The organism is Psychrobacter sp. HII-4, assembly GCF_904846595.1.
GTDB classification, from domain to species: domain Bacteria; phylum Pseudomonadota; class Gammaproteobacteria; order Pseudomonadales; family Moraxellaceae; genus Psychrobacter; species Psychrobacter celer.
On the sequence record NZ_CAJHBJ010000001.1, the window covers coordinates 309,596 to 332,221 of the forward strand.

The following is a 22,626-nucleotide window of genomic DNA, read 5'->3' on the forward strand; positions in this document are numbered from 1 at the left end:
AAACCGCTCTTATTATCTGCCTCTTTTCCTCGCCTTCCCTGCCTAATCACTATTCATCATAAGCGGGTCGCGGATGCGCATATCCAAAGTACCCGACAATATGCTATATTAGCGCCCCTTATTATAGGGTTATGAACGGTTGTTTTTTTACCTCTTAGATGACGATAGAGGCAAAACAAGGCGTTTGTGACATTAAAAAAACCATTGAATTTTGAGCCCTCCATGAATGACATGATTGTCTTAAACGATGTGACCAAAAGTTTTTTAAGTGACCGCTCAATCAAAGACAAAGATGGCAAACCCCACTGGTTTACTGCTGTCGAGCCGACGTCACTGTCCATCCAGCAAGGTGAAATCTTTGGCCTAATGGGCTATTCAGGTGCCGGTAAATCCACCTTGTTGCGCCTGATCAATATGCTCGAGCGTCCAGATTCAGGTCAGGTCATCATCGATGGCACTGATTTGACCACCTTATCAGCCAGCGACCTACGAGTAGCACGCCACAATATCGGTATGATATTTCAACAGTTTAATCTCATGTCCAATCGCACCGTCTTTGACAACGTGGCCTTTAACCTGATGGTCGCAGGCTATCCGCGTCGTGATATTCATCAGCGTGTCATGGACTGCCTGGAGATTGTCGATCTGACTGATCGCGCCGGTCACTATCCAGCGCAGCTCTCAGGCGGCCAAAAGCAGCGCGTTGGTATCGCCCGCGCGATAGCGCCTAGTCCAAAGGTGCTACTGGCCGATGAGCCGACCAGTGCCCTCGATCCTGCGACAACTCGTAGCTTGCTCACCTGTCTGCATGATATCAACGAGCAGCTAGGCGTGACCATCGTCATCGTCACCCACGAGATGAGTGTGATTCGCAGGCTTTGCGACCGCGCCGCCTTATTACACCAAGGCAAGCTGCTTGAGGTTGCAGACGTAAGAGATGGTCTGATTCAGGCCACCACCCCGATTGGCCAAGGCTTAGTCGTTGAGGACTAATGAGGTAGGAGAAATAATATGTTAACTGGTACGGAACTATCCGCCTCGATCGACAAGCTGTTTGCGCTGCGTAAAGAGATTGTGACTGCGTTTATTGATACCTTTATCATGCTGGGTATCTCAACGACGGTTGCCATTTTGATCGGTGGGCTATTTGGAATATTCTTATTCTTATCCAGCGATAGACAGTTTTTGCAAAATAAAACACTATATGCTGTGTTAGGCAGCATCACCAACTTTATGCGCGCCTTCCCGTTTGTGATTTTAATGATTGCGATGAGTCCATTTACCAAAGCCATCGTCGGTACAGGTATCGGACCGATTGCCGCCTCTTTGGTGCTTGCGATTGCCGGCTCGTTTTATTTTGCCCGTTTGGTCGAGCAAAACCTGCGTGAAGTCCCGCGCGGTATCATCGAGGCCACCGAGTCAATGGGCGCTCGCCCCTTTACCATTATCAAAGTCTTGCTCAACGAGGCGCGCTCAGGGCTGGTGCTGTCAGTGACTATCTTGTGTATCAGCTTGCTGTCATACTCTGCGGCGGCGGGTATGATCGGCGGCGGCGGTTTGGGCGATTTGGCCATTCGTTATGGTTATTATCGTTACCAAACTGAGGTGATGATTTTTATCGTGATTATGCTATCCATCATGGTCATTGCTATCCAAGCGTCTGGTAACTGGCTGGCCAACCGCCTAGACAAACGTTAAGCCGCTTTGGCAAATACTTGACATTGCCAGCGACTCGGTTTATTTTTGGCAGTAATGAATCCTCTTAGCTCTTATCATAAAAAGCAGCATTACTATGTAGAATGTTGCTTTTTTAATGCTCAGGCGCGACTCACATAACCCAATCCCATGTACGAATAAGGAAATTTTATGAAATTAACAGATATCAGCCGTCAGTTGGCCACTGCCTTTGCAACCGTTGGTATGACGGGGCTTGTATTGGTGGGCTGTAACAACTCATCAGCGCCAGAAGCCAACAAAGAAACGGCGACTGAAAACACCACAGCCCAAACAGCGGACAGCGATATCGATCCTGAGCATAGCAAAATCGTCATCGGTACCACTGAAGGTGACTTTGCCGACATGGTACGTAACCAAGTCAAAGGCGCGCTAGAAGAACAAGGTTATGAAGTTGAGCTCATCGCATTTACCGACTATGTGCGTCCTAACTTGGCGCTGGCTGAAGGCGACTTGGATATCAATATCTTCCAGCATAAGCCTTATCTTGATACCTTTAAAAAAGAAAACAATCTAGATTTGGTTGAGGTATTCCAAGTACCGACCGCCCCGCTTGGTCTTTATTCAGGTAAAAAGAACAGCCTTGATGAAGCCTACAAAGGTATGAGTGTCTCAGCACCAAACGACCCAAGCAACTTTGCGCGCGCCCTTGTGATGATGGACGACCTTGGCTGGATCACGCTAAAAGACAATATCGATCCGTTGACAGCCTCAAAGACTGATATCGCGGATAACAGCAAATACGACATCAATATCGTCGAATTAGAAGCCGCACAGCTGCCACGTGCCCGTGATGAAGTTGATTTTGCGGTGATTAATGGTAACTATGCCACCGACTCTGGTATCAAATTGACCGAAGCACTGTTTCAAGAGCCAAGCTTTGCTTATGTCAACTGGTCAGCGATCAAGTCTGCCGATACTGGCAAAAAATGGGTAGAAGACGTCACCAACGCCTATAACTCAGAAGCCTTCAAAAAGTACGCGCATGAGACATTCCCGGGCTACAAATACCCAAAAATCTGGGGTGAAAACACCGCCGACGCAACCAAAGCCTCTGAAAATGCGTCTGTAGAGACCGAAGCGGCGCAGTAATTTATAACCGTGCTTCCGCGTCTATAAAAGCGCCCAATATCAATCGATATTGGGCGCTTTTTTTTGCTTATCTCTCATCCGTCCGCTACGCTTCTTACGCCTTGACTCTAGGGCGTGTCTTCATCTCAAAAATAATGATAAAAATGACGTTACAGCCTGTTTGTCCTTTGTAGGAAAGCGTCAACTGACCTTTTACTTTATTCTATTTTTTTCTATAGTAACTGGGTTGCCGAGTTGTTCTGTTAGGGCAATTTGTACAATCAACACTATGATACGACTGTTATTTATTCTGGTTTAAAAGCTTCTCACTCAGATGGTGACATTGATAAGTAGTGACATTGATAAGTAGTGACATTGATAAGTAGTGACACTGAATGTAGTGCTTACTTGTTTAGAGAACAGTTATATAAAGAACACTTATATAAACAGCCATAAAACCACACTCAACACATAATAAGGATAATAATATGAGCAAGAAAACTTATAATATTCGTACCGCAGGCCAAGCCAATATTCCTGTGCTAGGGCTAGGTACTTGGCAATCAACAGGCCAAGACTGTATCGATGTCGTCAGCCAAGCGTTAAAAATGGGCTATGAGCACATTGATACTGCGCAAGCTTATGACAATGAAAAAGAGGTCGGAGAAGGTATCAAGCAATCAGGCGTGGCGCGTGATAAGTTCTTTTTGACCACCAAGATTTTCCCTGATGATATGAAGTTTGAGCCAGAAAAGCTGATAGCCGCCGCCAAGCGCTCATTAGAAAACCTAGATACCGATTATGTCGATCTACTGCTATTACACTGGCCTGATGATCGCGTGCCATTGTCTGAGACCATTCCTGCGCTGTGTGAACTGCAAAAACAAAGGCTGACGCGTCATATTGGGGTTTCTAACTTTAATATCGCTCATATCATCGAAGCAAAAAAACACGCCGATGTGCCTATTGTCGTCAACCAAGTAGAGTTTCATCCGTTTATCAAACAAAATACCTTGCAGACTTTTTTGAATAACCATCATATTTTATTAGAAGCCTATTCGCCACTGGCGCGCGGTGATGTGTTTGACAATGAGGTCATCAAAGAGATTGCGGATAAGCATGGCGTGACACCTGCGCAAATATCACTGGCTTGGATATTATCGGACAAAAACCGTGTGGCCATTCCCAAGACGTCCAATCCCGACCATCTACAAGGCAACTTGGATGCCATCGATGTCCAGCTTAGCGCCGATGAGCTAGAAAAAATCGGCAACTTGGCCCGTAGCGATGGCCGTAAAATCGAGCATCCTGACTATACGCCTGAATGGGATGACTAGGGCATATCCTCAATTCAATCGATAGCCATCTAAATGGGCCAAAAATAGCTAAATCTGGCCAAACGGTGTCAGATAGCTGACTAATATTTCGATATTATCTGCGCTATTTTCCTTGTTTGACGGCGATTTATCTCATTTTTATCGCCATTTTCAAAATGAGGACACGCCCTAATGTTTTTATCAAAACCCACATAAAAAAGCGCCGCTAATCAAATATTAGCGGCGCTTTTGCGGTCAGTGTGGCTATTTTTGAACGCTACTGCTGCAGCGTTTGGGTCTCATGGATTGGCTCTGCTGGATTGTACTGCTCAGAAGGCGGCGTCAATCCATTGCGATTGTTTTCTTTCATAGATTTGGCAACCTCAGGCGGCATGTAGTTTTCGTCGTGCTTGGCCAGCACTTCCCCTGCGACAAAGGTCTCGCCTTGCATTTTACCTGTAGCAACCACGCCTGAGTTTTCAGCAAACAAATCTGGCAAGATACCTTGATAAGTCACAGGCACCGTCGATTCAAAATCGGTAATCGCAAACTCTACACTCAGCGGATCATTTGGTGCTCGCTGCACGCTGCCAGCGACGACCATACCTCCTGCACGGATACGCTTATTTTGCGGCGCTTCCCCTTGGGCGATGGCCGTTGCATCAAAATAGTAGTCAGTCTGCTGCCCAATGGCATAGATGACCAACGCCACGGCTATCGCGGCTCCTGCCAGCGTAAACATCACCCACATCAGTTTTTTGCGACGAACTGCGTTCATACCACTACCTCATTGATGAGTCACTGTCTTATAGTCAAACCATTCTAAAAATAACATAGTGCTATTGCGATAAATGTTGCGAGCATCGAACGATAACAACACGCAAGTAAAATTTATACCAGTAGCGCGTTTAAATCTAAAACGGTTTTACTTTGAACTGACCATATCAGTCATATCCAATGCAATATAAACCCATAAAACAGAAAATATTAAAGAAACCACCATTAGAAAAACCTTTTTTAAATATTTTTCTAATCGTACTTTCTAATGGCTATATAGTAGCATTTTTTGCATCAATCAATAAGCCCCAAGCCCTCATATCGCCATATAGTGACGATATAGACACCCTAAGTCTTACGGGCTAAATTGATGATATTCAGATGATTTTTTGACTACTTGGTTGTAGGACTGGAGGTGTTGGCAGTACGCTGTGCTTGCCGCGCTTGCTGGATGGTCAGCTGCTTAATCAGCGCTTGTCGCTGTCTGCGGCTATAAAGAATAAAAGCCAGCACCACACCCACGGTAATCGCCCAACACGACCAGACAAACACGCCATGCTTACCCATGGCGATAAACTCAGACACGCTATAAAAATAAGGCTGCATCATCATCTCCTAGCCGTTATTTGTTTTGTCCACGAATATATTCTTTGACCCAAGCCTTGCCCTGATCGCGGTACAAAATCAAAGTATTGGTGCGATAAATCGCCAAGGTCGCCACCAGTAAATAGCTACCGACGACCATAAGCAGCAGCGGCATCCACATATCGACTGACATTTTTGGTGCAGCGGTCAAGGTAAAAGTCGAGCCTTGGTGCAAGGTGTTCCACCACTGTACCGAGTATTTGATAATCGGCAGGTTGACCGCACCGACGATAGACAAGATAGCTGCCGCTTTGCCGCGGTTGGCGGTATGCTCAAAGGCGGCAAACAGCGCCATGACGCCCGCGTACAAAAACGCCAAAATCAGCATCGAGGTCAAACGCGCGTCCCAGACCCAATACGTCCCCCAAGTGGGTTTTGCCCAAATAGAGCCGGTGATTAAGCTGATCACACAAAGCAAAAACCCCAGCGGCGCGAGCGCTTGCGCCACCAAGCTGGCCGTCTTGATTTTCCAAACCAAAAAGATAACCCCCAACACTGCAAGGGCAAAATAGATGGAGATGGCCAGACTGGCTGCCGGTACGTGGATAAATATAATACGGTAGCTGTTGCCTTGTAAGTAGTCAGGCGGCGCAAATACCAACCCCCAGACACTACCAATCGCAAGGCAAATACTGGCAAGTATGGCAAGCCACTTGACCCAAGGCGCAAAAATGCGAAAAAACTGCTTGGTACCAACAGTGGTCAAAAAGCCTTGCCAAATGCGCTGCCACAGGCTAGGAGATGAGACATTATTCAGGTTGGGCATGAGGATAAACCTATTTACACAGCATAGTGGTTTGACAGATAGGGCATCATGGACGCTACGAAATCATGATTGCTACTATCCGCTAACCTGCCGGCGTTAAACACTGGATAGAATCTACAAGTGACTTGTTTGTATCGTTAATTGGCTATTATAGCAAAGTTGCCCGTTTTCAACATGCTGTTGATATAAAGGTTTTTTTAATTGAGCCACGCCATCTTTAAGGTCATAGCAATCACCCATGGCATCACCAGCACAGAGATGATGCTGCCAGCTAATAACAGCGCTAGTATCGGCAAACCATTGAGACCTGTGGCAAACAAATCCACCGCCCCAGTGGCAAAAATCAGTACCGGTAGCTGCATGGGCAAAGCTATCAGCGGCACCAGCACGGCACCGTTTTTTAATGATAGTGTCAAACTACTGGCAACGGCAGAGAGCATCAGCAGCATCGGACTGCCAGTGACGATAGAGGCTAGTAATATCCACGCCTCAAACCAGCTAAGCTGAAATAGCGGCACTGCCAATAAGCTGAGCACCGCCACAATACCGCTACTAAAGATCCAGTGTATGACTAAGCGGATGAGCACCCAAAGCGGTAGCGATGCTCTGGCAACCACCAACTGCGCCAGCGTGCCATTATCGAGCGCGGGCTTAAACAGCCCATCAACCCCCATCACCAATGACAAGAGCGCGGCAATCCACACAGCAGATACGCCTAAACGCTGCAATAGCGCAGGCTCACTACCGACGGCCAGCGGAAACAAGGTAATAATCACTAAAAACAGTACGAGCGGATATAACCACTGTACCGCTCCTTGCTGCTTGACCTGCCATTCGCGCCGCCAGAGCTGCCCAAAGCTGATACCGCGCGTACCGTCGGAGGTATTTGAGCGCGGCTTTGCCGCTTGCATTGGTGCAGACTGTACTGGGCTATCTGTCATGATCCATCCTTTTACTGAGACTCATCGCCCTTATACCATATAATCTGACAAATCGAGCATTTGATTGGCGACGCCGACGGCCTGATGACTGGTCATTAATATCGCACCGCCCGCACTGGCAAAGTCGCACAGCCTATCCTCCATTCGTGCCACCATATCGACATCCAGCGCGGTAAACGGCTCATCCAGCAGCCATAACGGTGTCACCGCAGGCGTCAATAAATACAATCTAGCAAGAGTAATACGCCGTGTCTGCCCAGCGGATAGATGGCTTGAGTTTACGGTCTCAAAGCCTTGTAACCCTACCCACGTCAGAGCAGCATCAATGTCAGTGCTGCTTGGCGCGATGCCATATAGATTGAGCAAAAACGTCAAGTTTTGTGCGACTGTCAGATTGGGATGGATACCCAGCTGATGCGAGACATATAGCGGCTGTACAGGTAAGCTCTCGACGCCTTGATAGCGCACGGTACCTGTCAGCACTGGCAGTAGTCCTGCCAGCTGCATCAGCAGTGTCGTCTTGCCCGTACCATTGGCACCGATGAGATGGCAGATATCCCCTGCAGACAGTGTGAGCGCGACCTTTTCGCATAGGGGAGCCTCACCGCGCTGGACGGTCAGTTCAGCGAGCGCAAGTAAGGGTGCATCCAGTACCGTCATCAAATTTCTCGTTATTTATTAAGCGTTAGCAATATTCATCACAACAAAACACCGCGTTCGTGACATAATAGTTGATGCGCTTACCATTCACAAAAACTTGTCCGTGCTTCCTAAATGAATAAGACTGACACTGATAATCGTATTTTTTGGGGTTGATATTACCCCAGCCACACAGTATAACAAATTGTCCATCACTATGACCTCAAAACCTATGCCGACTTCACAAGATAACCCTAGTTTAGAAACCTACCCTGCCCCCTCTCAGAGGCAAACAGCAGATGTCCAGCCAAACAGCCAGTCAAACACTAGCGCTGGCGCACCTCTCAGTCTTGATAGTATCATCGAGGCACAAGTTGGCTTTATGCAACAATGGCTTAGGGCACAAGCAGATACCTTGAGCGTGCAGGCATGTCAGTGGTTTGGCGAGCAGCCATTATGCCAGTACCTACAGGCTGATGATTTAAAGCGCCTCATCAATGACGGCTTATTACAGCAGCCGATGAGCGACGTCATGCGCACCGATATCTGTGATATCCTGCATACCGTTATCTACCATCCGATCAATGACAATGTCCCATTGTCTGAGCTGATAGACGACACCCAAGTCGAGACCCTTGCCAGCTATATCGGCCGTCATGACGAGCAGCGCAACGCCCTTATTCATACGCTCATCGGCAACGAAACCTTTGCTGACCTACTCACCCAGACGCTTTATCACGCTATCAATGATTTTATGGAAAATACGCTCGATAAAGCAGGTGGCGTGGGCAAACTGATGAAGCTTGGCCGCAGCTCATTTGAAAAAGCCACCAATAAAAACCTAGATGAGAAGCTGCAAACTTATTTGCACCGTAACATTAAAGACTTGACGCAGCGCGCAGAGACCAACGCTCAAACGCACTTGTCTAACGATGAGGTCGCGCGGCTGTTGGTCATGGGCTGGTCACGTATCAAAGACCTACCGATCAGCGAGATACAAACATACCTAAATGACGAGGCCGATAATAACAGTATCGAGCATATCGAAGCCAGCATTCAGCAAAGCTATAACCGCTTGCGCTTATCGCCCTATCTGCACAGTCTAGTAGCAGCCAGCATCGACACGTGGTACAGCAATCATCAATCAGACACCATTGCGGCAGTGGCGGCGAGCCTACCTATCGATACCTCGCTCGTCTCACCACTGAGCACAGCATTACGACCGATCATACAAGACGCGCTTGACAGTCCATGGTTTACCGCTCATATTCGTGAGATGCTACAAGCTTTTTATGCGCAGCCTGCTATCAAAGCTTCGTTTGCGGGGCACGGCGATGAGCCCCGCTAATCACCCAGCGCGGTAGTTGATAGGGGCAGCGTAGCAAACAGTATGGTCATCGGCAAAGTGATATTATTGTCTTTACGGTATTATCTTTACTATATTGCCTTTACTGTAACGCCCTTACTTCTCTATCGATCATGGCAATCTTATGAGTCAACGTAACAAACTCAGCTTATGGCAACGACTCAAGCGGCTGCTGACAGAGGCCGCGCCGCCTGCTGTCGTCGATGACGATAATGACGACTTGCGGCAAACCACGATCGATGATGAGCTCAATGGCAGGCCGTTATCTAGCGACAGATCTGCCAGCCGTCTAGACAGCAATTCAAACAGCCATATAGACGCCTCTGATAATGACAGCAAGCCTGTCGGCACCGCGCCTCCTCAACCTACGTCAGATAGCGCTCATCAGTCGCCCGATCCTACCGACACTCATATCGATATTGTCGAGTGCTTAAAACAATACTTTGAGGAAAAACAATGGCACTATGTCTACTATCGCCCAAGCAAAGGTGATCAGCGGCAGTCGCATCATTTGTCGCTAAAGATGCAACATAAGCAGCTAAGCTGTGGCTATTTGTTTCGCGTGCCAGCAGAAAACAAACTGCTGGCCGTATATGGCATATTGCCTTTTTTGATTCCAGAGAGTCACCAAAGTGCCGCGATGCTATTGATTACCCAAATCAACTATGACATGCTGATTGGCAATCTAGAGATGGATATCAACGATGGCGAGATACGCTATAAATATGCTATCGATGTCGAAGCCGTCGGTATCAATGACGATATCATCGAACATGTCTTACAAAGCGTCATCGCCATGACCACAGTCGCCCATGAGCTGTTTTATGATTTGATCAATCAGCAATATCCTGCCGAAGACATGCAAACGTTACTGACAGAGCTGCGTCAACAAGCAGATTCGCGCACCTTCTTTTTGCCAACTCAGTATGTCCAGTAATCCACTGATTCTGATGGCTATCCGCAGCTTTTACAATTCCTCACCAACCCCTTATTTTCAAAGCGTTTAAACTTATCTATCCTTAAAACACTTTTCAAAAAAGACATGCTTTAACACTATGCTAAAAATCGCCTATTCTGACGTGTTTCGTTATAGCGTGCCTGACAAGCACCGCTTCCCTATGCAAAAGTACATAATGATTCCTGAGCGCTTGCTTGAAGAAGGTACCATCACCCATGATAACTTTTTTGCGCCAAAACGTCTGACAGAAGAAGAAATCTTAACCACGCATACAGCGGACTACTGGCATAAGCTTAAAACCCAGACATTGCCGCGCAAAGAAGCGCGACCTATCGGTTTTGAGATGACCGAAGCGTTAGTGGATCGGGGTCGTCATATCGCGCACGCCACTTATGAATGTGCATTATATGCCCAGCAATACGGTGTGGCGATGAATGTCGCGGGCGGCACCCATCATGCATTTGCCGATCATGGCGAGGGGTTTTGCGTGTTTAACGATGTGTGTATCGCCAGCAATTTATTATTAAGTCGCGGGCAGGCGCAAAAGATTTTAATCGTGGATTTGGATGTCCATCAAGGCAATGGTAATGCCAGCATTATGGCGGATGAGCCGCGTGTTTTTGTCTTTAGTATGCACGGCGCCAAAAACTATCCATTTCGTAAAGAAGTCTCTGATCTTGATATTGAGCTGGCGAACGATACGGGTGATGCAGAATATTTACAGATATTAAAAGACACCTTGCCGCGTTTGATCAGCGAGGTTGCACCAGATATGATTTTTTATCAGTCGGCGGTCGATGTGCTGGCGACCGATAAACTGGGTAAACTTGGCTTAACGCAAGCAGGCTGCAAAGCGCGCGATGAATATGTGCTTGAGCAAGCAAAAGCCGCTAATATTCCAGTCGCTATTGTCATGGGTGGGGGTTATTCTGAAAATATTGAAGATGTGGTCGAGGCGCACTGCAATACCTTTCGCATCGCCCAGCAGCTGTATTTTGGTGAAATATCTGGTTAAGGTTCAGCGCATGTATGGTGGAGACAAAAGAGTAAAATAAGATTAGCGAGGGTTATATGGCAAAGATATTGATTATTATAGGGGCTGTACTGGTCATTATCGGGGTTATTTGGCTGCTGTTTCCCAGCGCGTTTTCTTGGATAGGTAATCTGCCAGGCGATATTAAGCACACCTCAGGCAATACACGGGTTTATTTTCCAGTGGTCACTATGATAGTGATTAGTGTTATCGCGACCATCGTGTTAAATTTATTCAATCGTTAACCTGAAAAACACTCCCTATAGTCAACTTACTTTAAACCGAGTCAGTGCTACTGGGAGGTTGTTTGTGCCGCATCGAACGATAGCAGCACGCAAGCAAGATTTATACCAGTAGCCCGTAATAGTTGATGGTTTGATTCTGTTTATTACTGACTATACTACAAAAACGCCATCACCCCCTGCCAGCCCACGCGTATACCCAGCACGACTAGAATCAATAAAATAAGCTGACGAAAACGCGCTTGTGGCAAATAACGACGTAGACGAATTCCGACTAAAAGCGTAACAATAGATATCACACTGAGTAAGGCAATCAGCTGCCACTCACCACCGCCAAGCGCCATGATTGGCTCACGCAATACGATGATTTGAGCGATTTTACCCAAAAAATAACACATATTGCCGACTTTGGCGATGGTGTTTTTATCATTGCTGGCAGAGAGCAAATACATCATCAGGATGGTCGACATCGCGTTGGTCGCACCACCAATAACGCCTGCACTAAAACCAACGATAATCAGTACTGGCTTGGTATCAGGCAGGCGGATTTGCTTACCGAGTAAGCTACTGACCACATAATAGCCAATGACCGCCGCCAGCAATACTAAGATGTACGCGCTATCGACCCAAAGTAGTAGCTTTGCCCCCAAAATACTGCCAAGTAGACTGGTCAACGCCAGCAGCCAGTAGCGTCTGCCATAATAGATAAAGTTTTGCCAAATACTACGGCCACCGCCCGCCAGCCAGGTCAGCGCGTTGAGCAGTAATGACGGAAAAATAATCAGTACAATGGCGTATGGCAGCGGGTACATGCTCGCAAGCGCAGTGGTGGTGACCAAGGTGACGCCCAGCCCGCTAATACCATGCAGCAGTGATGCTAGCGCAAAAATGAGCGTCAGCACTAGCATCTGAGTGCTATCGTTACCAGCTATATTGGTCATATTGTTTATACCATTTGAGGCTCAGCGCCTATATTTATACCACTAGCTGTTTTGACGTTGAGCGATTGTTTCACCAATAATACTGGCTAACTGCTCAGCGATCTTGTCTTTGCTGGTTTTGTCTAACGTTATCGCATCACGCTCATAGCGCTCAGAGAAAAATACCTGCATGGCATTATCGTCACTAGCAAAACCAATATCTGCCCGTGAGACATCGTTACAGGCAATCATATCTAGCGCTTTTGCAGCTAGCTTACCACGCGCATAACGCTCGACATCCTGTGTTTCTGCTGCAAAACCCACGACAAACAGCTCAGGATGCGCAAGCGAGATAGTCGCTAAGATATCAGGGGTTTTTACCAAGTCTAGTGTCATCGACTCTTGGGTTTTTTTGATTTTTTGCGGCGCCGCGTCTCGGGTACGATAGTCAGCGACAGCCGCAGTGGCGATAAAGATATCAGCGACTCTAGGCTCGTCATCAGTGACATGGTCGTGCATATGAGTGTGACCACCTTCGTGCTCATGCGTCTCACCGCAGCCACAGTCATCGTGAGGTTCGTGCGAATGGTCATGAGAATGCTCAGAATGGTGTTCATGCTCCTCTTCGGGCATATACTGTAATGTCGCATGCGTACCATCCACACATTGCTGGGCAGCGATCAGCATATCTTTGGCAGACAGCACATCAATTCGTGTGACATTAAGTGGCGTGGGCAATGCCACTTTACCACCAGCGATTAGGATCACCTCTGCGCCAGCCGCCACACAAGCGCGCGCTAAAGCAAAGCCCATTTTTCCTGAAGAATGATTGGACAAATAGCGCACAGGATCGATTGCTTCTACTGTAGGTCCTGCGGTAATGACCACTCTTTTGCCTGCTAATAATTGCGGCGTCGTGTTCATTGCTTTGAACAAGAGCACCTCATCTAATAATTGCTCAGGCTCAGGCAGCCGCCCTGCACCCACGTCACCACACGCTTGCTCACCGCTAGCTGGCTGGATAATCTGATAGTTCATATCACGCAGGGTTTGTACATTCAGATTTACCGCAGGATGCGCCCACATCTGCTGATTCATCGCTGGCGCAACCAGCACCGGCGCGCTCGTCGCCAGACAGACTGTGGTGAGCAAATCATCAGCCATTCCCATAGCCAGACGTGCGAGCGTATTGGCGGACGCAGGGGCAATGATAATTAAGTCCGCCCATTTAGCCAGCTCAATGTGCCCCATCCCCGCTTCTGCCTGCTCATCGAGTAATGAGACATGCACCTCGTTACCCGTCAACGCTTGCAATGTCAGAGGCGTGATAAATGCTTGTGCGCCTGTCGTCATAATGACGCGCACATCAAAGCCTGCTTTGACAAGCAAGCGAGCAAAAATAGCGGATTTATAAGCGGCGATACCGCCGGTGATAGCGAGCACGATATTGGACATAAGCATGGCATCAATAAAAAAGTGGAAAGATAAATTGCGCTTATAGTAACAATTATGAGATAAATTGGGTAAAAATTTACGTATTTCGCCCATTTATCGATACGGGCGTGTTTATCAAAATAGCACTTTTAGGAAATAATAATGGCAATCAAGGACTGGCACGAAGACGACCGACCGCGTGAGAGACTACTCAAAAACGGGGCAGCAAGCTTGTCTGACGCTGAGATTTTGGCGATATTTTTACGTACGGGTACTCAGTCACAGTCGGCAATCGAGCTGGCGCGGCATCTTATCGACCAATTCGGTAGCCTCGCTGAGCTGTTGGCCGCCCCGCAAGACACCGTCCTCGCCTGCCATGGCATCGGCCCTGCCAAGTACGCCCAGATACTGGCCTCGCTTGAGATGGGGACACGCTACTTGGACAGTCAGCTAAAAACAGGGCAAGCGCTTGGACGCTCGCAAGTGGTCAAAGACTATATCAGCACCCAGCTACGCGGCGAGCACCGCGAGGTCTTTGCTGTACTGTGCTTGGACAACGCACTCAATTTATTGAATTTTGAGATACTGTTTACAGGTGGTATCTCCTCTTGCTCTGTCTGTATCAAACACGTCCTACGCCATGCGCTGAGTCATGCAGCCAATCAGCTTATCATCGCCCACAATCATCCGCACACCGATGCGACCCCATCGACTGCCGACAATGTGCTTACCTATGAGCTAAAAAAAGCCTGCGACCTAATCGACTTGTCATTGGTGGATCATATCATCGTGGGGCGCAACAACACGTTGTCTTATGCCGAAAACGGCTTTGCGCCTTTTTCTTAAAGGCGCCCGTAATACAGACGGTAATCAAATTATTGATAATAAAGTCAGTGATAAAAATATCGATAGTCATCCCATAATCACCATACCTAGCGTCTTATGATACATATTTTCGACACAGCGTAGCACTTTCGCTATTGATAGTCATCGACAACTGTTTCATATTGATGGCTAACTGTGTCTTTCGTAGAGATTTGACTCTCAGTATTTTGACACACGGCCATAAATAACACTTAAAAACCCACGTCAGAAAAACCATAACTATATGTATCTGACCTGCATTCACACATTTTTACGCTATTGTTTGGCGTTATAAAGGAGACAGTCATGGCAATTGGCTTATTTATTTTGGCAATATTCATTCAATTAGCCATGGTCTTGGCCATCTTTTTGATGTCCTTATCACGTGTCACAGGCAGTATCGTCGCCCTTGCCACCGTTATCATCACTGCTGTTATCAGCCCGTGGTCGCTTGTTTTGGGTATTCCAGTCGCGGTGTTGTGCTTGATACTGCTTATCTCGCCGCTGCGGCAGTCCCTTATCACCAAGCCGGTCTATAAGACGCTGGGCGGTGCGATGCCCAGCATGAGCGATACTGAGCGAGAAGCGCTGGATGCTGGCACCAGCTGGTGGGAAAAAGAGCTGTTTATGGGTGCGCCTAATTGGGACACTTTTGCCACATATCCTTATCCAGAGCTGTCAGATGAAGAGCAAAGCTTCATCGATAACGAAGTAGAGACGCTGTGCGCCATGCTTGATGAATGGAAAATTCAGCATGAGGATAAAGAGCTTTCGGCTGAAGCCTGGCGATTTATCAAAGACAATGGCTTTTTGGGTTTGATTATTCCAAAAGAATTTGGTGGCCGAGCGTTTAGCTCTTATGCCCAAAGTCGGGTGATGAGCAAAATCGCCTCACGCTCGCCGACAGCAGCAGTGAGCTGCATGGTGCCAAACTCACTCGGCCCAGGCGAGCTGCTCATGCATTATGGTACCGATGAGCAAAAACAGCGCTGGCTACCGGGACTGGCAAGCGGTGATGAAGTGCCTTGTTTTGGTTTGACAGGGCCTGAAGCAGGCTCTGACGCAGGCGCGATACCGGATACTGGTGTGGTGTGTTATGGCAGGCATGAAGGCGAGCACGTGCTCGGCCTACGGATGAATTTCTCAAAACGCTGGATTACTCTGGCTCCTATCGCGACAGTCGTGGGCTTAGCCTTTAAGATGCACGATCCAGAAGGCTTGCTTGGGGATGCTAAAAAGACCGACTACGGCATCACTTGTGCGCTGATTCCCGCCGATCACGAGGGCGTGGTCGTCGGGCCTCGTCACAATCCTATTGGCTCGCCCTTTATGAATGGTACGGTCGATGGCAAGGATGTCTTTATTCCGCTGGATTATATCATCGGCGGCGTCGAAAACGCGGGGCGCGGCTGGCGTATGCTGATGGAATGCTTGGGCGTCGGCCGCGGCATCTCTTTGCCTGCTCTGTCCACGTCGGCCAGTGAGATGGCTTATCTGTCTGTCGGTGCCTTTGCCAAAGTCCGCGAGCAGTTCAAAATCTCTGTCGGTAAGTTTGAAGGAGTACAAGACGCCACCAGCCGTATGGCCAGTCATACCTATATGTTAGAGGCGTTTCGTCATCTCGTCACCTGTGGCCTCAACCAGGGGGGCACACCATCGGTCATGACGGCCATGGCAAAATACTACGCCACCGAAACCATGCGTGAAGTGGTCAATGACGGTATGGATGTGGTCGGTGGCCGTGCGGTACAGATGGGGCCACGCAACTTTTTGGCGACGCCTTATCAGGCAATCCCTGTCTCTATCACCGTTGAGGGTGCCAATATCTTGACGCGCTCACTGATGATATTTGGTCAAGGAGCGATGCGCTGCCATCCTTATCTGTTTGATGAGCTACAACTGCTACAAAGCGAGAACAAACATCACGCTATCCGCGAGTTTGATACTTTATTCTTTAAGCATTTGGGTTATACCTTTAACCGCGGGGCAAAAGCCTTTGTCGCAGGCTATGTCGGCGGCAGCAATCATGTGCCAAGCTTTGCCGATCGCTTTACCCGCCCTTACTATAAGCACATCAACCGTTTGAGCGCCAGCTTTGCCTTGACTGCCGATATGGCGTTGGGGCTGCTCGCAGGTGATCTAAAGCGTAAAGAGATGCTCTCTGGGCGTCTGGCTGATATTCATAGTCATTTATTTATCGCGACGGCCATCTTGCAGTTTTATGAGCATGGCAGCAAGTCTGAAGCGGAGCGTTTGCATGCCGAAGTCGCTTTACAAAATAGCCTGTTCACCATCCAAGAAGCGTTTGAGTCATTTTTTGAAAACTTCCCAAATCGCTTTGCCGCAGCGTTGGTTGGATTTGTGACTTTCCCCAGTGGCCGCATCTTTACGCCGCCAAGCGACGAGCTAAAACGTCAGCTCGGCGATGCCTTTATGGACGACTTTGAGGCCAATCCTTTTCGCGATTACCTCAAGACCATGGTCTATTACAATACCGACGAGGACGATGTGACGGGCCGTATGGAAAACGCCTATCAGACCTTATTGGGTATCGAGCCGCTGTGGCAAAAATTTAAAAAGGCAGAGCACAAAGACAGCTTTGCCGGTCTGAGCTTTGAAGACCATGTGGTCTATGCCAGCCAAAACGAAGATATCACCGAAGAAGAAGCCGAAGTGCTTATTCAATACAATGCCATACGTTTTGATTCACTATTGACCGATGTCTTTGACAAGCATCTATCACAAGCGCAGCCACGCTTTAACCCTCATACGCTCGAAAATGCGGTCAATCAGTTGACTGATTATGCTGAGCGCAAACGTGCGGCGCAAGCTCAGAGTGACGCCGCGCCTTATGATGAGTCTGCTACCGACACAGTCGCTGACACAGCAGCCAATAGCATAGCAGCGGGCGCAGCAGATGAGCCAACAGGCGATGATAACCCCAACCATGGTTATGAGCCTGATGGTGAAGTAGAAATGGTCGCAGAGCAGGACTCTCAAAAAGAAGCACAAGCTCAGACTGACTTTGATGACTCTCATCCTGAGATTGAGGCCTTGGATGCACGTCACCGTGACGCCGCCTCGCACCTCAATGAGCGTATGAGCAACAATCATCGTAGCACAGCCTCAGAGCGCGCTGAGACAGACAGCGCTCAACTGCATGGCACCCAGCTAACGGACAATGCCGACCAGATAGATACTGACCATGCCAATACTGATGACATCAATTACGACGACGTCAATCAAAAAGACAGGGCGCAAAAAACGCAGTCTATCGACGAGCACTTAGACGAGCTGGGCGATAGTGAGCCATGGCAAGACAAACATCGCCACGAGGAAAGCAAAAACTAAGCGATGAACTATTTAGAAAGTGCTTCTTTAGAAAGCACTGTTTTAAAGCACGGTTGCTTATTAGCGCGTGACCTCATTTAGAGAGCTATGGATAGAATTAAGAATACGCCTAGCCTCTCATCTTGATAGACTTATGTCTTATAGTAAGGTAATTCTTACCAGTGGCCTGAGACTTAACCATTGATATATTATCTGTCATTTTTACAAAAGACTGCCGCGGTTAGGCAGTCTTTTTTTTGTCCGAGCGTTTTTGGTCATCGCACCCTTTTGATGATGACATTTAACAAAAACGCGTTGGTGCTGGCTTAAATGTCGATATTTTAGCGACGTTAGCCTAATGATTATGGTGCTTTTGCCGATTTATAGCATCGGATCTGTTTTTTGCTAAGTGATTATCTCAGCCAATTTTTTGACAAAAAAGCTTAAACCGCCTTTAATCAGTTATAGATTATTATTTAAGTGATAAAAAAATCTTGCAGTAACCTTAACAATTATTTTATATTGTCGAATAGCCTGACATGAAATGACAGACAAAATTTTGCAGATGCAACACCATCAGGCGTAAGGATGACAATCATAAACGCATTGGTTTAGTAGTGCCTTTGGTACTTATCTCGCTGATTTGCGGGGTGTGCGGTATTGGTGATATTCGCTTGCTTGGACGCATAGGTACCAAGACTTTCCTAATCTATATGATGACGACCGCGCTTGCCATTGCAACTGCTATCGGGCTTGGGTTTTTATTTGGTATCGGTAAAGGCATGGAGGTTGAGACAGAAGCGGCATTTGAAGCCAAGTCTGCGCCACCTCTACTCGATGTTTTTGCAAATATCGTTCCGTCAAACCCCATCAGTGCGATGGCAAATGGCGACATGCTGTCGATTATCTTCTTTGCTATCTTGATCGGTATCAGTATTTTGATGGTCGGCAAACCTGCCAAAGGGTTGGTACAAAGCTTGGAGCTGATTAATGAAGTCATCTTAAAGATGGTGACCATCATTATGAATCTTGCGCCTTATGGGGTTTTTGCGCTATTGACCAAAGCCATGGCGGAGCTGGGTTTAGATCTGATTTGGTCTTTGCTCGGTTATGTTGCGGTACTGATTGGCTCACTGGCTTTCCACTTTTTTATCACTATGATGATCGTGCTAAAGCTGTTTTCTGGTCTGTCTATTAAGACGTTTTTGGCGAAAATGCGCGAAGTACAGATTTTTGCTTTTAGTACCTCAAGCTCGAACGCCACCATTCCGATCACGCTGCGTACCATCACCAAGCGTATGGGTGTCAACAACTCAGTAGCCTCGTTTACCGTGCCTTTTGGGGCGACCATCAACATGGATGGTACGGCCATCATGCAAGGTACGGCGACCATCTTTATTGCCAATATTTATGGTATTGATTTGGGTTTGACCGAGTATCTAACGGTTATCTTGATGTCGGTGCTGGCCTCTATCGGTACCGCAGGCGTCCCTGGTGTGGGCTTGATCATGCTGTCTATGGTGTTTGCTCAAGTCGGCCTGCCTATCGAAGGTATTGGTCTGATCTTGGGTGTGGATCGTATCCTCGATATGCTGCGTACGGCGGTCAATGTCGGCGGCGATGCAGCAGTGACAGCAATCGTGGCAAAATCTGAAGAAAAAATGGACGTCGCTATCTACAACGATCCTGAGGCGGGCACCAAAGACGTCTTTGATGGTCACATCGATGAAGACAATGAGCGTGAGTTCTCTCAAGTGTTTAGTGATGGCATCATGGGTAGTGAGTACGATGATATTGATCGTCGCCGCTAATCGATAAAGCGTTTATTTATTCATTTATAAAAACCTTAGTTCACTTTGAACTGAGGTTTTTTTATGGCTACACTACCTATAAACAGGCTGTATCGATACTCAATAAATCACAGCTTGCGTTAGCCAATCACATACTTGGTAATCATGGCAAGGCAGACCAGCACGATGACAGGACGAATCAGCTTACTCCCCCCTTTGACCACCATATGCGAGCCAAAATACGCTCCTATCGTTTGTCCGACCATCATTGCCAGACCGACTGTCCACAACACATTACCGCCCAAAATAAAAAAAATCAGCGAGCCAATATTGGTCGATAAGTTCAAAACCTTAGCCGCGCCTGTTGCCTCGATGATCTGCCGACCACGTAGCGCCACATTACCCAGCGCAAAAAACATGCCCGTCCCTGGCCCGATATAGCCATCATAAAACCCAATCAATGGCGCCACAATTTTTTGCCACTTACCCTCTGAGATACGCGGCGCCGCTTCCACCTCGCCAAGCTTGGGCGCAAACAAAGTATAAATCCCAATAGCGGCAATCAAAAACGGAATCAGCTTTTCGAGTAGATCCGGCGGCGACATCTGTACAGCGATGGTACCGATGACTGAGCCAATAAAAGCCCCGACAATCGCCACCTTTATATTTTTAGGGTTGATGACGCCTTTTTTTATCATCGTAATCGAGGCCGCTAGCGCACCCGAGGCGGCTTGTAGCTTGTTGGTACCAAGCGTGAGCACTGGCGGGATATTGGCAAGTAGCATGGCTGGTATGGTGAGTAGTCCACCGCCGCCTGCGATGGCATCGATAAAACCGGCTATTGCGGCCACCGCCGTAAGCATTAAGATGATCTCGATAGAGAGGGATAAGTCCATGACGCTGACCTGCAAAATTGATAAGAAAAATCAGCCTCGATATTGAGGCTGCCTGTACCGTTACCTATCAGCGGATACACTGACCTGCTGACGCATTTATACCCATAAGTGGCACTGTAGAGTGACGCTCATTATAAAGATAAAAACGTAAAAAAAAGCCAAAAACGTAAAAAAGTCTGCTAGATTTGTCTAAGGCCTGCCCTCGATTCAATCGATAGTCATCTAGATGGGCTAAAGATAGTGACGCGCGCTGGGTAGTCAGTAACGACTTATCACTATATTTACCAGTGTTATCATCGTTATAATATCGCTATTGTGGATATAGCAAGACGTGCTTATGACTTTGGGTTGACGTATTTTGTTGTCTATATGAATCAGAGTATGAGAAACTGTTGCTGTCTGTTTGTATGGCGCGCTAAGCGGCCGCATCGATATTTGAGGTTATTGAATTGTTTGGCAATTCGTTTTTAGTAATTTGTATTTAGGAAATGAGGGTAATATGGCAATACGAAGGATTAAGGCATTTTTTGAATTTGAGGCAGCAGGCGGCATTGTGTTAGCACTGGCTGCCATTGCTGCAATGATCATTGCCAACTCCCCTCTAAGCACATGGTATGAAGGCTTTATCCATGCCCCTGTTGCCATTCAAATCGGTGATTTTGCGATTGCCAAAGACGCCCATCATTGGATCAATGACGGCCTGATGGCGATTTTCTTTTTTTTGGTCGGTCTTGAGCTCAAGCGCGAAGTGCTCATCGGTGAGCTGTCCAATGTAAAACAAATCATTTTGCCAGCGGGCGCGGCCATCGGCGGGATGATCATGCCCGCTGTAGTCTATCTGATCTTTAACTATAGCGAGCCTGAGTTTTGGAAAGGTTGGGCCATTCCTGCCGCCACAGATATCGCTTTTGCCCTCGGCATCTTAAGCCTACTTGGCAATCGCGTCCCAAACTCTCTCAAAGTATTTTTGGTATCGATTGCTATTTTTGATGATATCGGCGCGATTTTGATCATTGCCTTGTTTTATACCAGCGAACTATCCCTTGAGTCATTGGCCTTTGCAGGGCTATGCTTGCCATTTTTGTATTTGCTAAACCGTCGCAACGTGACCAGTATCACTCCCTACCTACTCATCGGCGTTATCATGTGGATAGCCGTCCTCAAGTCGGGTATCCATGCGACATTAGCGGGCGTGGTGTTGGCGTTGTTTATTCCTATGTTTGATCGCACTGACCCTGAGCACTCCCCTGTCGAAGAGCTAGAGCACGACCTACACAACACCGTGGCTTTTGGTATCTTGCCTCTATTTGCTTTTGCCAACTCAGGTATCTCGCTCAAAGGCGCAGGGTTTGCAGAGCTGTTTCATTCTGTGCCGCTGGGGATTGCCGCCGGTCTATTTATCGGTAAGCAATTGGGTGTCATGGCGATGTGCTGGTTGATCTTCAAGCTCGGTATCTCAACCATGCCAAAGGGCATGAATTATAAACAAATTTATGGTGCTGCGTTGCTTTGCGGTGTGGGTTTTACCATGAGCTTATTTATCGGTGGCCTTGCTTTTGCAGGCGACACCACGTTATTTGATGAGCGTCTAGGCATCATCATGGGCTCTATCGTCTCTGGGGTTGCAGGTTACCTCATGCTAAAAGTTAGCCTAAAAGACAACGTCAGCGGCACCTCAGTCGATTTGACGCGGCCTCAGCCATAATCCCTCATCAGAAAAAGGCGAGCTATTTTGCGGTTATTTAGCCAACACATAGCTCACCGTTTTCTTCTTTCAACCCTAACAGTAAAAACAATAACCACAGAAAAACAGCATCACAAGCCATGTTTGGATAAAGGCAGTAAGCGCAATGACACCTCGCCTCGTGACATCTAGATGCACACTGGGCGCAACTGATAGCAGC

General features: G+C 47.6%; 20 protein-coding genes. 12 read left to right on the plus strand and 8 right to left on the minus strand.

Annotated features, from left to right (window positions below):
- Positions 1 to 222 precede the first annotated feature (222 nt).
- The 4 genes from JMX98_RS01330 to JMX98_RS01345 all read left to right on the plus strand — a co-directional run bounded on the left by JMX98_RS01330 (position 223) and on the right by JMX98_RS01345 (position 4,142).
- On the plus strand, positions 223 to 993 hold the full coding sequence (locus tag JMX98_RS01330) for a methionine ABC transporter ATP-binding protein (protein WP_201583928.1): 771 nt from the start codon (positions 223 to 225) through the stop codon (positions 991 to 993).
- Between the two features lie 18 nt (positions 994 to 1,011).
- Positions 1,012 to 1,698, plus strand: coding sequence for a methionine ABC transporter permease (locus tag JMX98_RS01335; RefSeq protein WP_201583930.1), 687 nt, complete (start codon positions 1,012 to 1,014; stop codon positions 1,696 to 1,698).
- A 168-nt stretch (positions 1,699 to 1,866) separates the two neighbouring features.
- Positions 1,867 to 2,826: a MetQ/NlpA family ABC transporter substrate-binding protein gene (locus JMX98_RS01340; protein WP_201583932.1), complete on the plus strand. Its 960-nt coding sequence runs from the start codon at positions 1,867 to 1,869 to the stop codon at positions 2,824 to 2,826.
- Between the two features lie 467 nt (positions 2,827 to 3,293).
- On the plus strand, positions 3,294 to 4,142 hold the full coding sequence (locus JMX98_RS01345; RefSeq protein WP_201583934.1) for an aldo/keto reductase: 849 nt from the start codon (positions 3,294 to 3,296) through the stop codon (positions 4,140 to 4,142).
- Between the two features lie 256 nt (positions 4,143 to 4,398).
- Here the strand turns inward: JMX98_RS01345 and ccmE are convergent, their stop codons facing one another.
- The 5 genes from ccmE to ccmA form a co-directional block, all read right to left on the minus strand.
- Positions 4,399 to 4,899, minus strand: coding sequence for a cytochrome c maturation protein CcmE (gene ccmE, locus JMX98_RS01350; protein ID WP_075100381.1), 501 nt, complete (start codon positions 4,897 to 4,899; stop codon positions 4,399 to 4,401).
- A gap of 392 nt (positions 4,900 to 5,291) precedes the next feature.
- A complete protein-coding gene (gene ccmD, locus JMX98_RS01355) occupies positions 5,292 to 5,504 on the minus strand; it encodes a heme exporter protein CcmD (protein WP_201583937.1) in 213 nt (70 codons plus the stop codon).
- A 16-nt stretch (positions 5,505 to 5,520) separates the two neighbouring features.
- Positions 5,521 to 6,309, minus strand: a complete 789-nt coding sequence (gene ccmC / locus JMX98_RS01360; RefSeq protein WP_201583948.1) for a heme ABC transporter permease CcmC — start codon at positions 6,307 to 6,309, stop codon at positions 5,521 to 5,523.
- A gap of 197 nt (positions 6,310 to 6,506) precedes the next feature.
- Positions 6,507 to 7,220 (minus strand): heme exporter protein CcmB, encoded by a 714-nt coding sequence (locus JMX98_RS01365; protein ID WP_413786499.1) that lies wholly within the window; start codon positions 7,218 to 7,220, stop codon positions 6,507 to 6,509.
- Between the two features lie 60 nt (positions 7,221 to 7,280).
- Positions 7,281 to 7,910 carry a heme ABC exporter ATP-binding protein CcmA gene (gene ccmA, locus JMX98_RS01370; RefSeq protein ID WP_201583950.1) on the minus strand — a complete coding sequence of 210 codons (630 nt, stop codon included), beginning with the start codon at positions 7,908 to 7,910 and terminating at the stop codon, positions 7,281 to 7,283.
- 211 nt (positions 7,911 to 8,121) lie between these two features.
- On the opposite strand from ccmA, the gene JMX98_RS01375 reads away from it, so the two are divergent.
- From JMX98_RS01375 to JMX98_RS01390, 4 genes are all read left to right on the plus strand, one after another.
- On the plus strand, positions 8,122 to 9,237 hold the full coding sequence (locus tag JMX98_RS01375) for a hypothetical protein (protein WP_227679929.1): 1,116 nt from the start codon (positions 8,122 to 8,124) through the stop codon (positions 9,235 to 9,237).
- 142 nt (positions 9,238 to 9,379) lie between these two features.
- Positions 9,380 to 10,192 carry a YbjN domain-containing protein gene (locus JMX98_RS01380; RefSeq protein ID WP_201583956.1) on the plus strand — a complete coding sequence of 271 codons (813 nt, stop codon included), beginning with the start codon at positions 9,380 to 9,382 and terminating at the stop codon, positions 10,190 to 10,192.
- A 118-nt stretch (positions 10,193 to 10,310) separates the two neighbouring features.
- Complete coding sequence (locus tag JMX98_RS01385; protein WP_201583958.1) at positions 10,311 to 11,228, plus strand: histone deacetylase; 918 nt, start codon at positions 10,311 to 10,313, stop codon at positions 11,226 to 11,228.
- A gap of 56 nt (positions 11,229 to 11,284) precedes the next feature.
- A complete protein-coding gene (locus JMX98_RS01390) occupies positions 11,285 to 11,491 on the plus strand; it encodes a DUF2905 domain-containing protein (protein WP_075100375.1) in 207 nt (68 codons plus the stop codon).
- 155 nt (positions 11,492 to 11,646) lie between these two features.
- Here JMX98_RS01390 and JMX98_RS01395 read toward each other — a convergent pair whose 3' ends face one another.
- Together JMX98_RS01395 and coaBC are read right to left on the minus strand one after the other, a co-directional pair.
- Entirely contained in the window at positions 11,647 to 12,429 is a 783-nt protein-coding gene (locus JMX98_RS01395) for a sulfite exporter TauE/SafE family protein (protein ID WP_201583960.1), read from the minus strand.
- A 42-nt stretch (positions 12,430 to 12,471) separates the two neighbouring features.
- A complete protein-coding gene (coaBC, locus tag JMX98_RS01400; protein WP_201583962.1) occupies positions 12,472 to 13,863 on the minus strand; it encodes a bifunctional phosphopantothenoylcysteine decarboxylase/phosphopantothenate--cysteine ligase CoaBC in 1,392 nt (463 codons plus the stop codon).
- Positions 13,864 to 14,004: 141 nt separating this feature from the next.
- Here coaBC and radC point away from each other — a divergent pair, with 141 nt between their 5' ends.
- The 3 genes from radC to JMX98_RS01415 all read left to right on the plus strand — a co-directional run bounded on the left by radC (position 14,005) and on the right by JMX98_RS01415 (position 19,847).
- Positions 14,005 to 14,688 (plus strand): RadC family protein, encoded by a 684-nt coding sequence (gene radC / locus JMX98_RS01405; RefSeq protein ID WP_105244142.1) that lies wholly within the window; start codon positions 14,005 to 14,007, stop codon positions 14,686 to 14,688.
- A gap of 324 nt (positions 14,689 to 15,012) precedes the next feature.
- A complete protein-coding gene (locus tag JMX98_RS01410; RefSeq protein WP_227679931.1) occupies positions 15,013 to 18,057 on the plus strand; it encodes an acyl-CoA dehydrogenase in 3,045 nt (1,014 codons plus the stop codon).
- 596 nt (positions 18,058 to 18,653) lie between these two features.
- Entirely contained in the window at positions 18,654 to 19,847 is a 1,194-nt protein-coding gene (locus JMX98_RS01415) for a dicarboxylate/amino acid:cation symporter (protein WP_265089344.1), read from the plus strand.
- Positions 19,848 to 19,966: 119 nt separating this feature from the next.
- On the opposite strand, the gene JMX98_RS01420 is transcribed toward JMX98_RS01415, so the two are convergent.
- Entirely contained in the window at positions 19,967 to 20,722 is a 756-nt protein-coding gene (locus tag JMX98_RS01420; RefSeq protein ID WP_201583963.1) for a TSUP family transporter, read from the minus strand.
- A 499-nt stretch (positions 20,723 to 21,221) separates the two neighbouring features.
- Between JMX98_RS01420 and nhaA the strand changes: the two genes are divergently transcribed.
- Entirely contained in the window at positions 21,222 to 22,427 is a 1,206-nt protein-coding gene (gene nhaA, locus JMX98_RS01425; protein ID WP_192994893.1) for a Na+/H+ antiporter NhaA, read from the plus strand.
- The last annotated feature ends 199 nt before the right edge of the window (positions 22,428 to 22,626 follow it).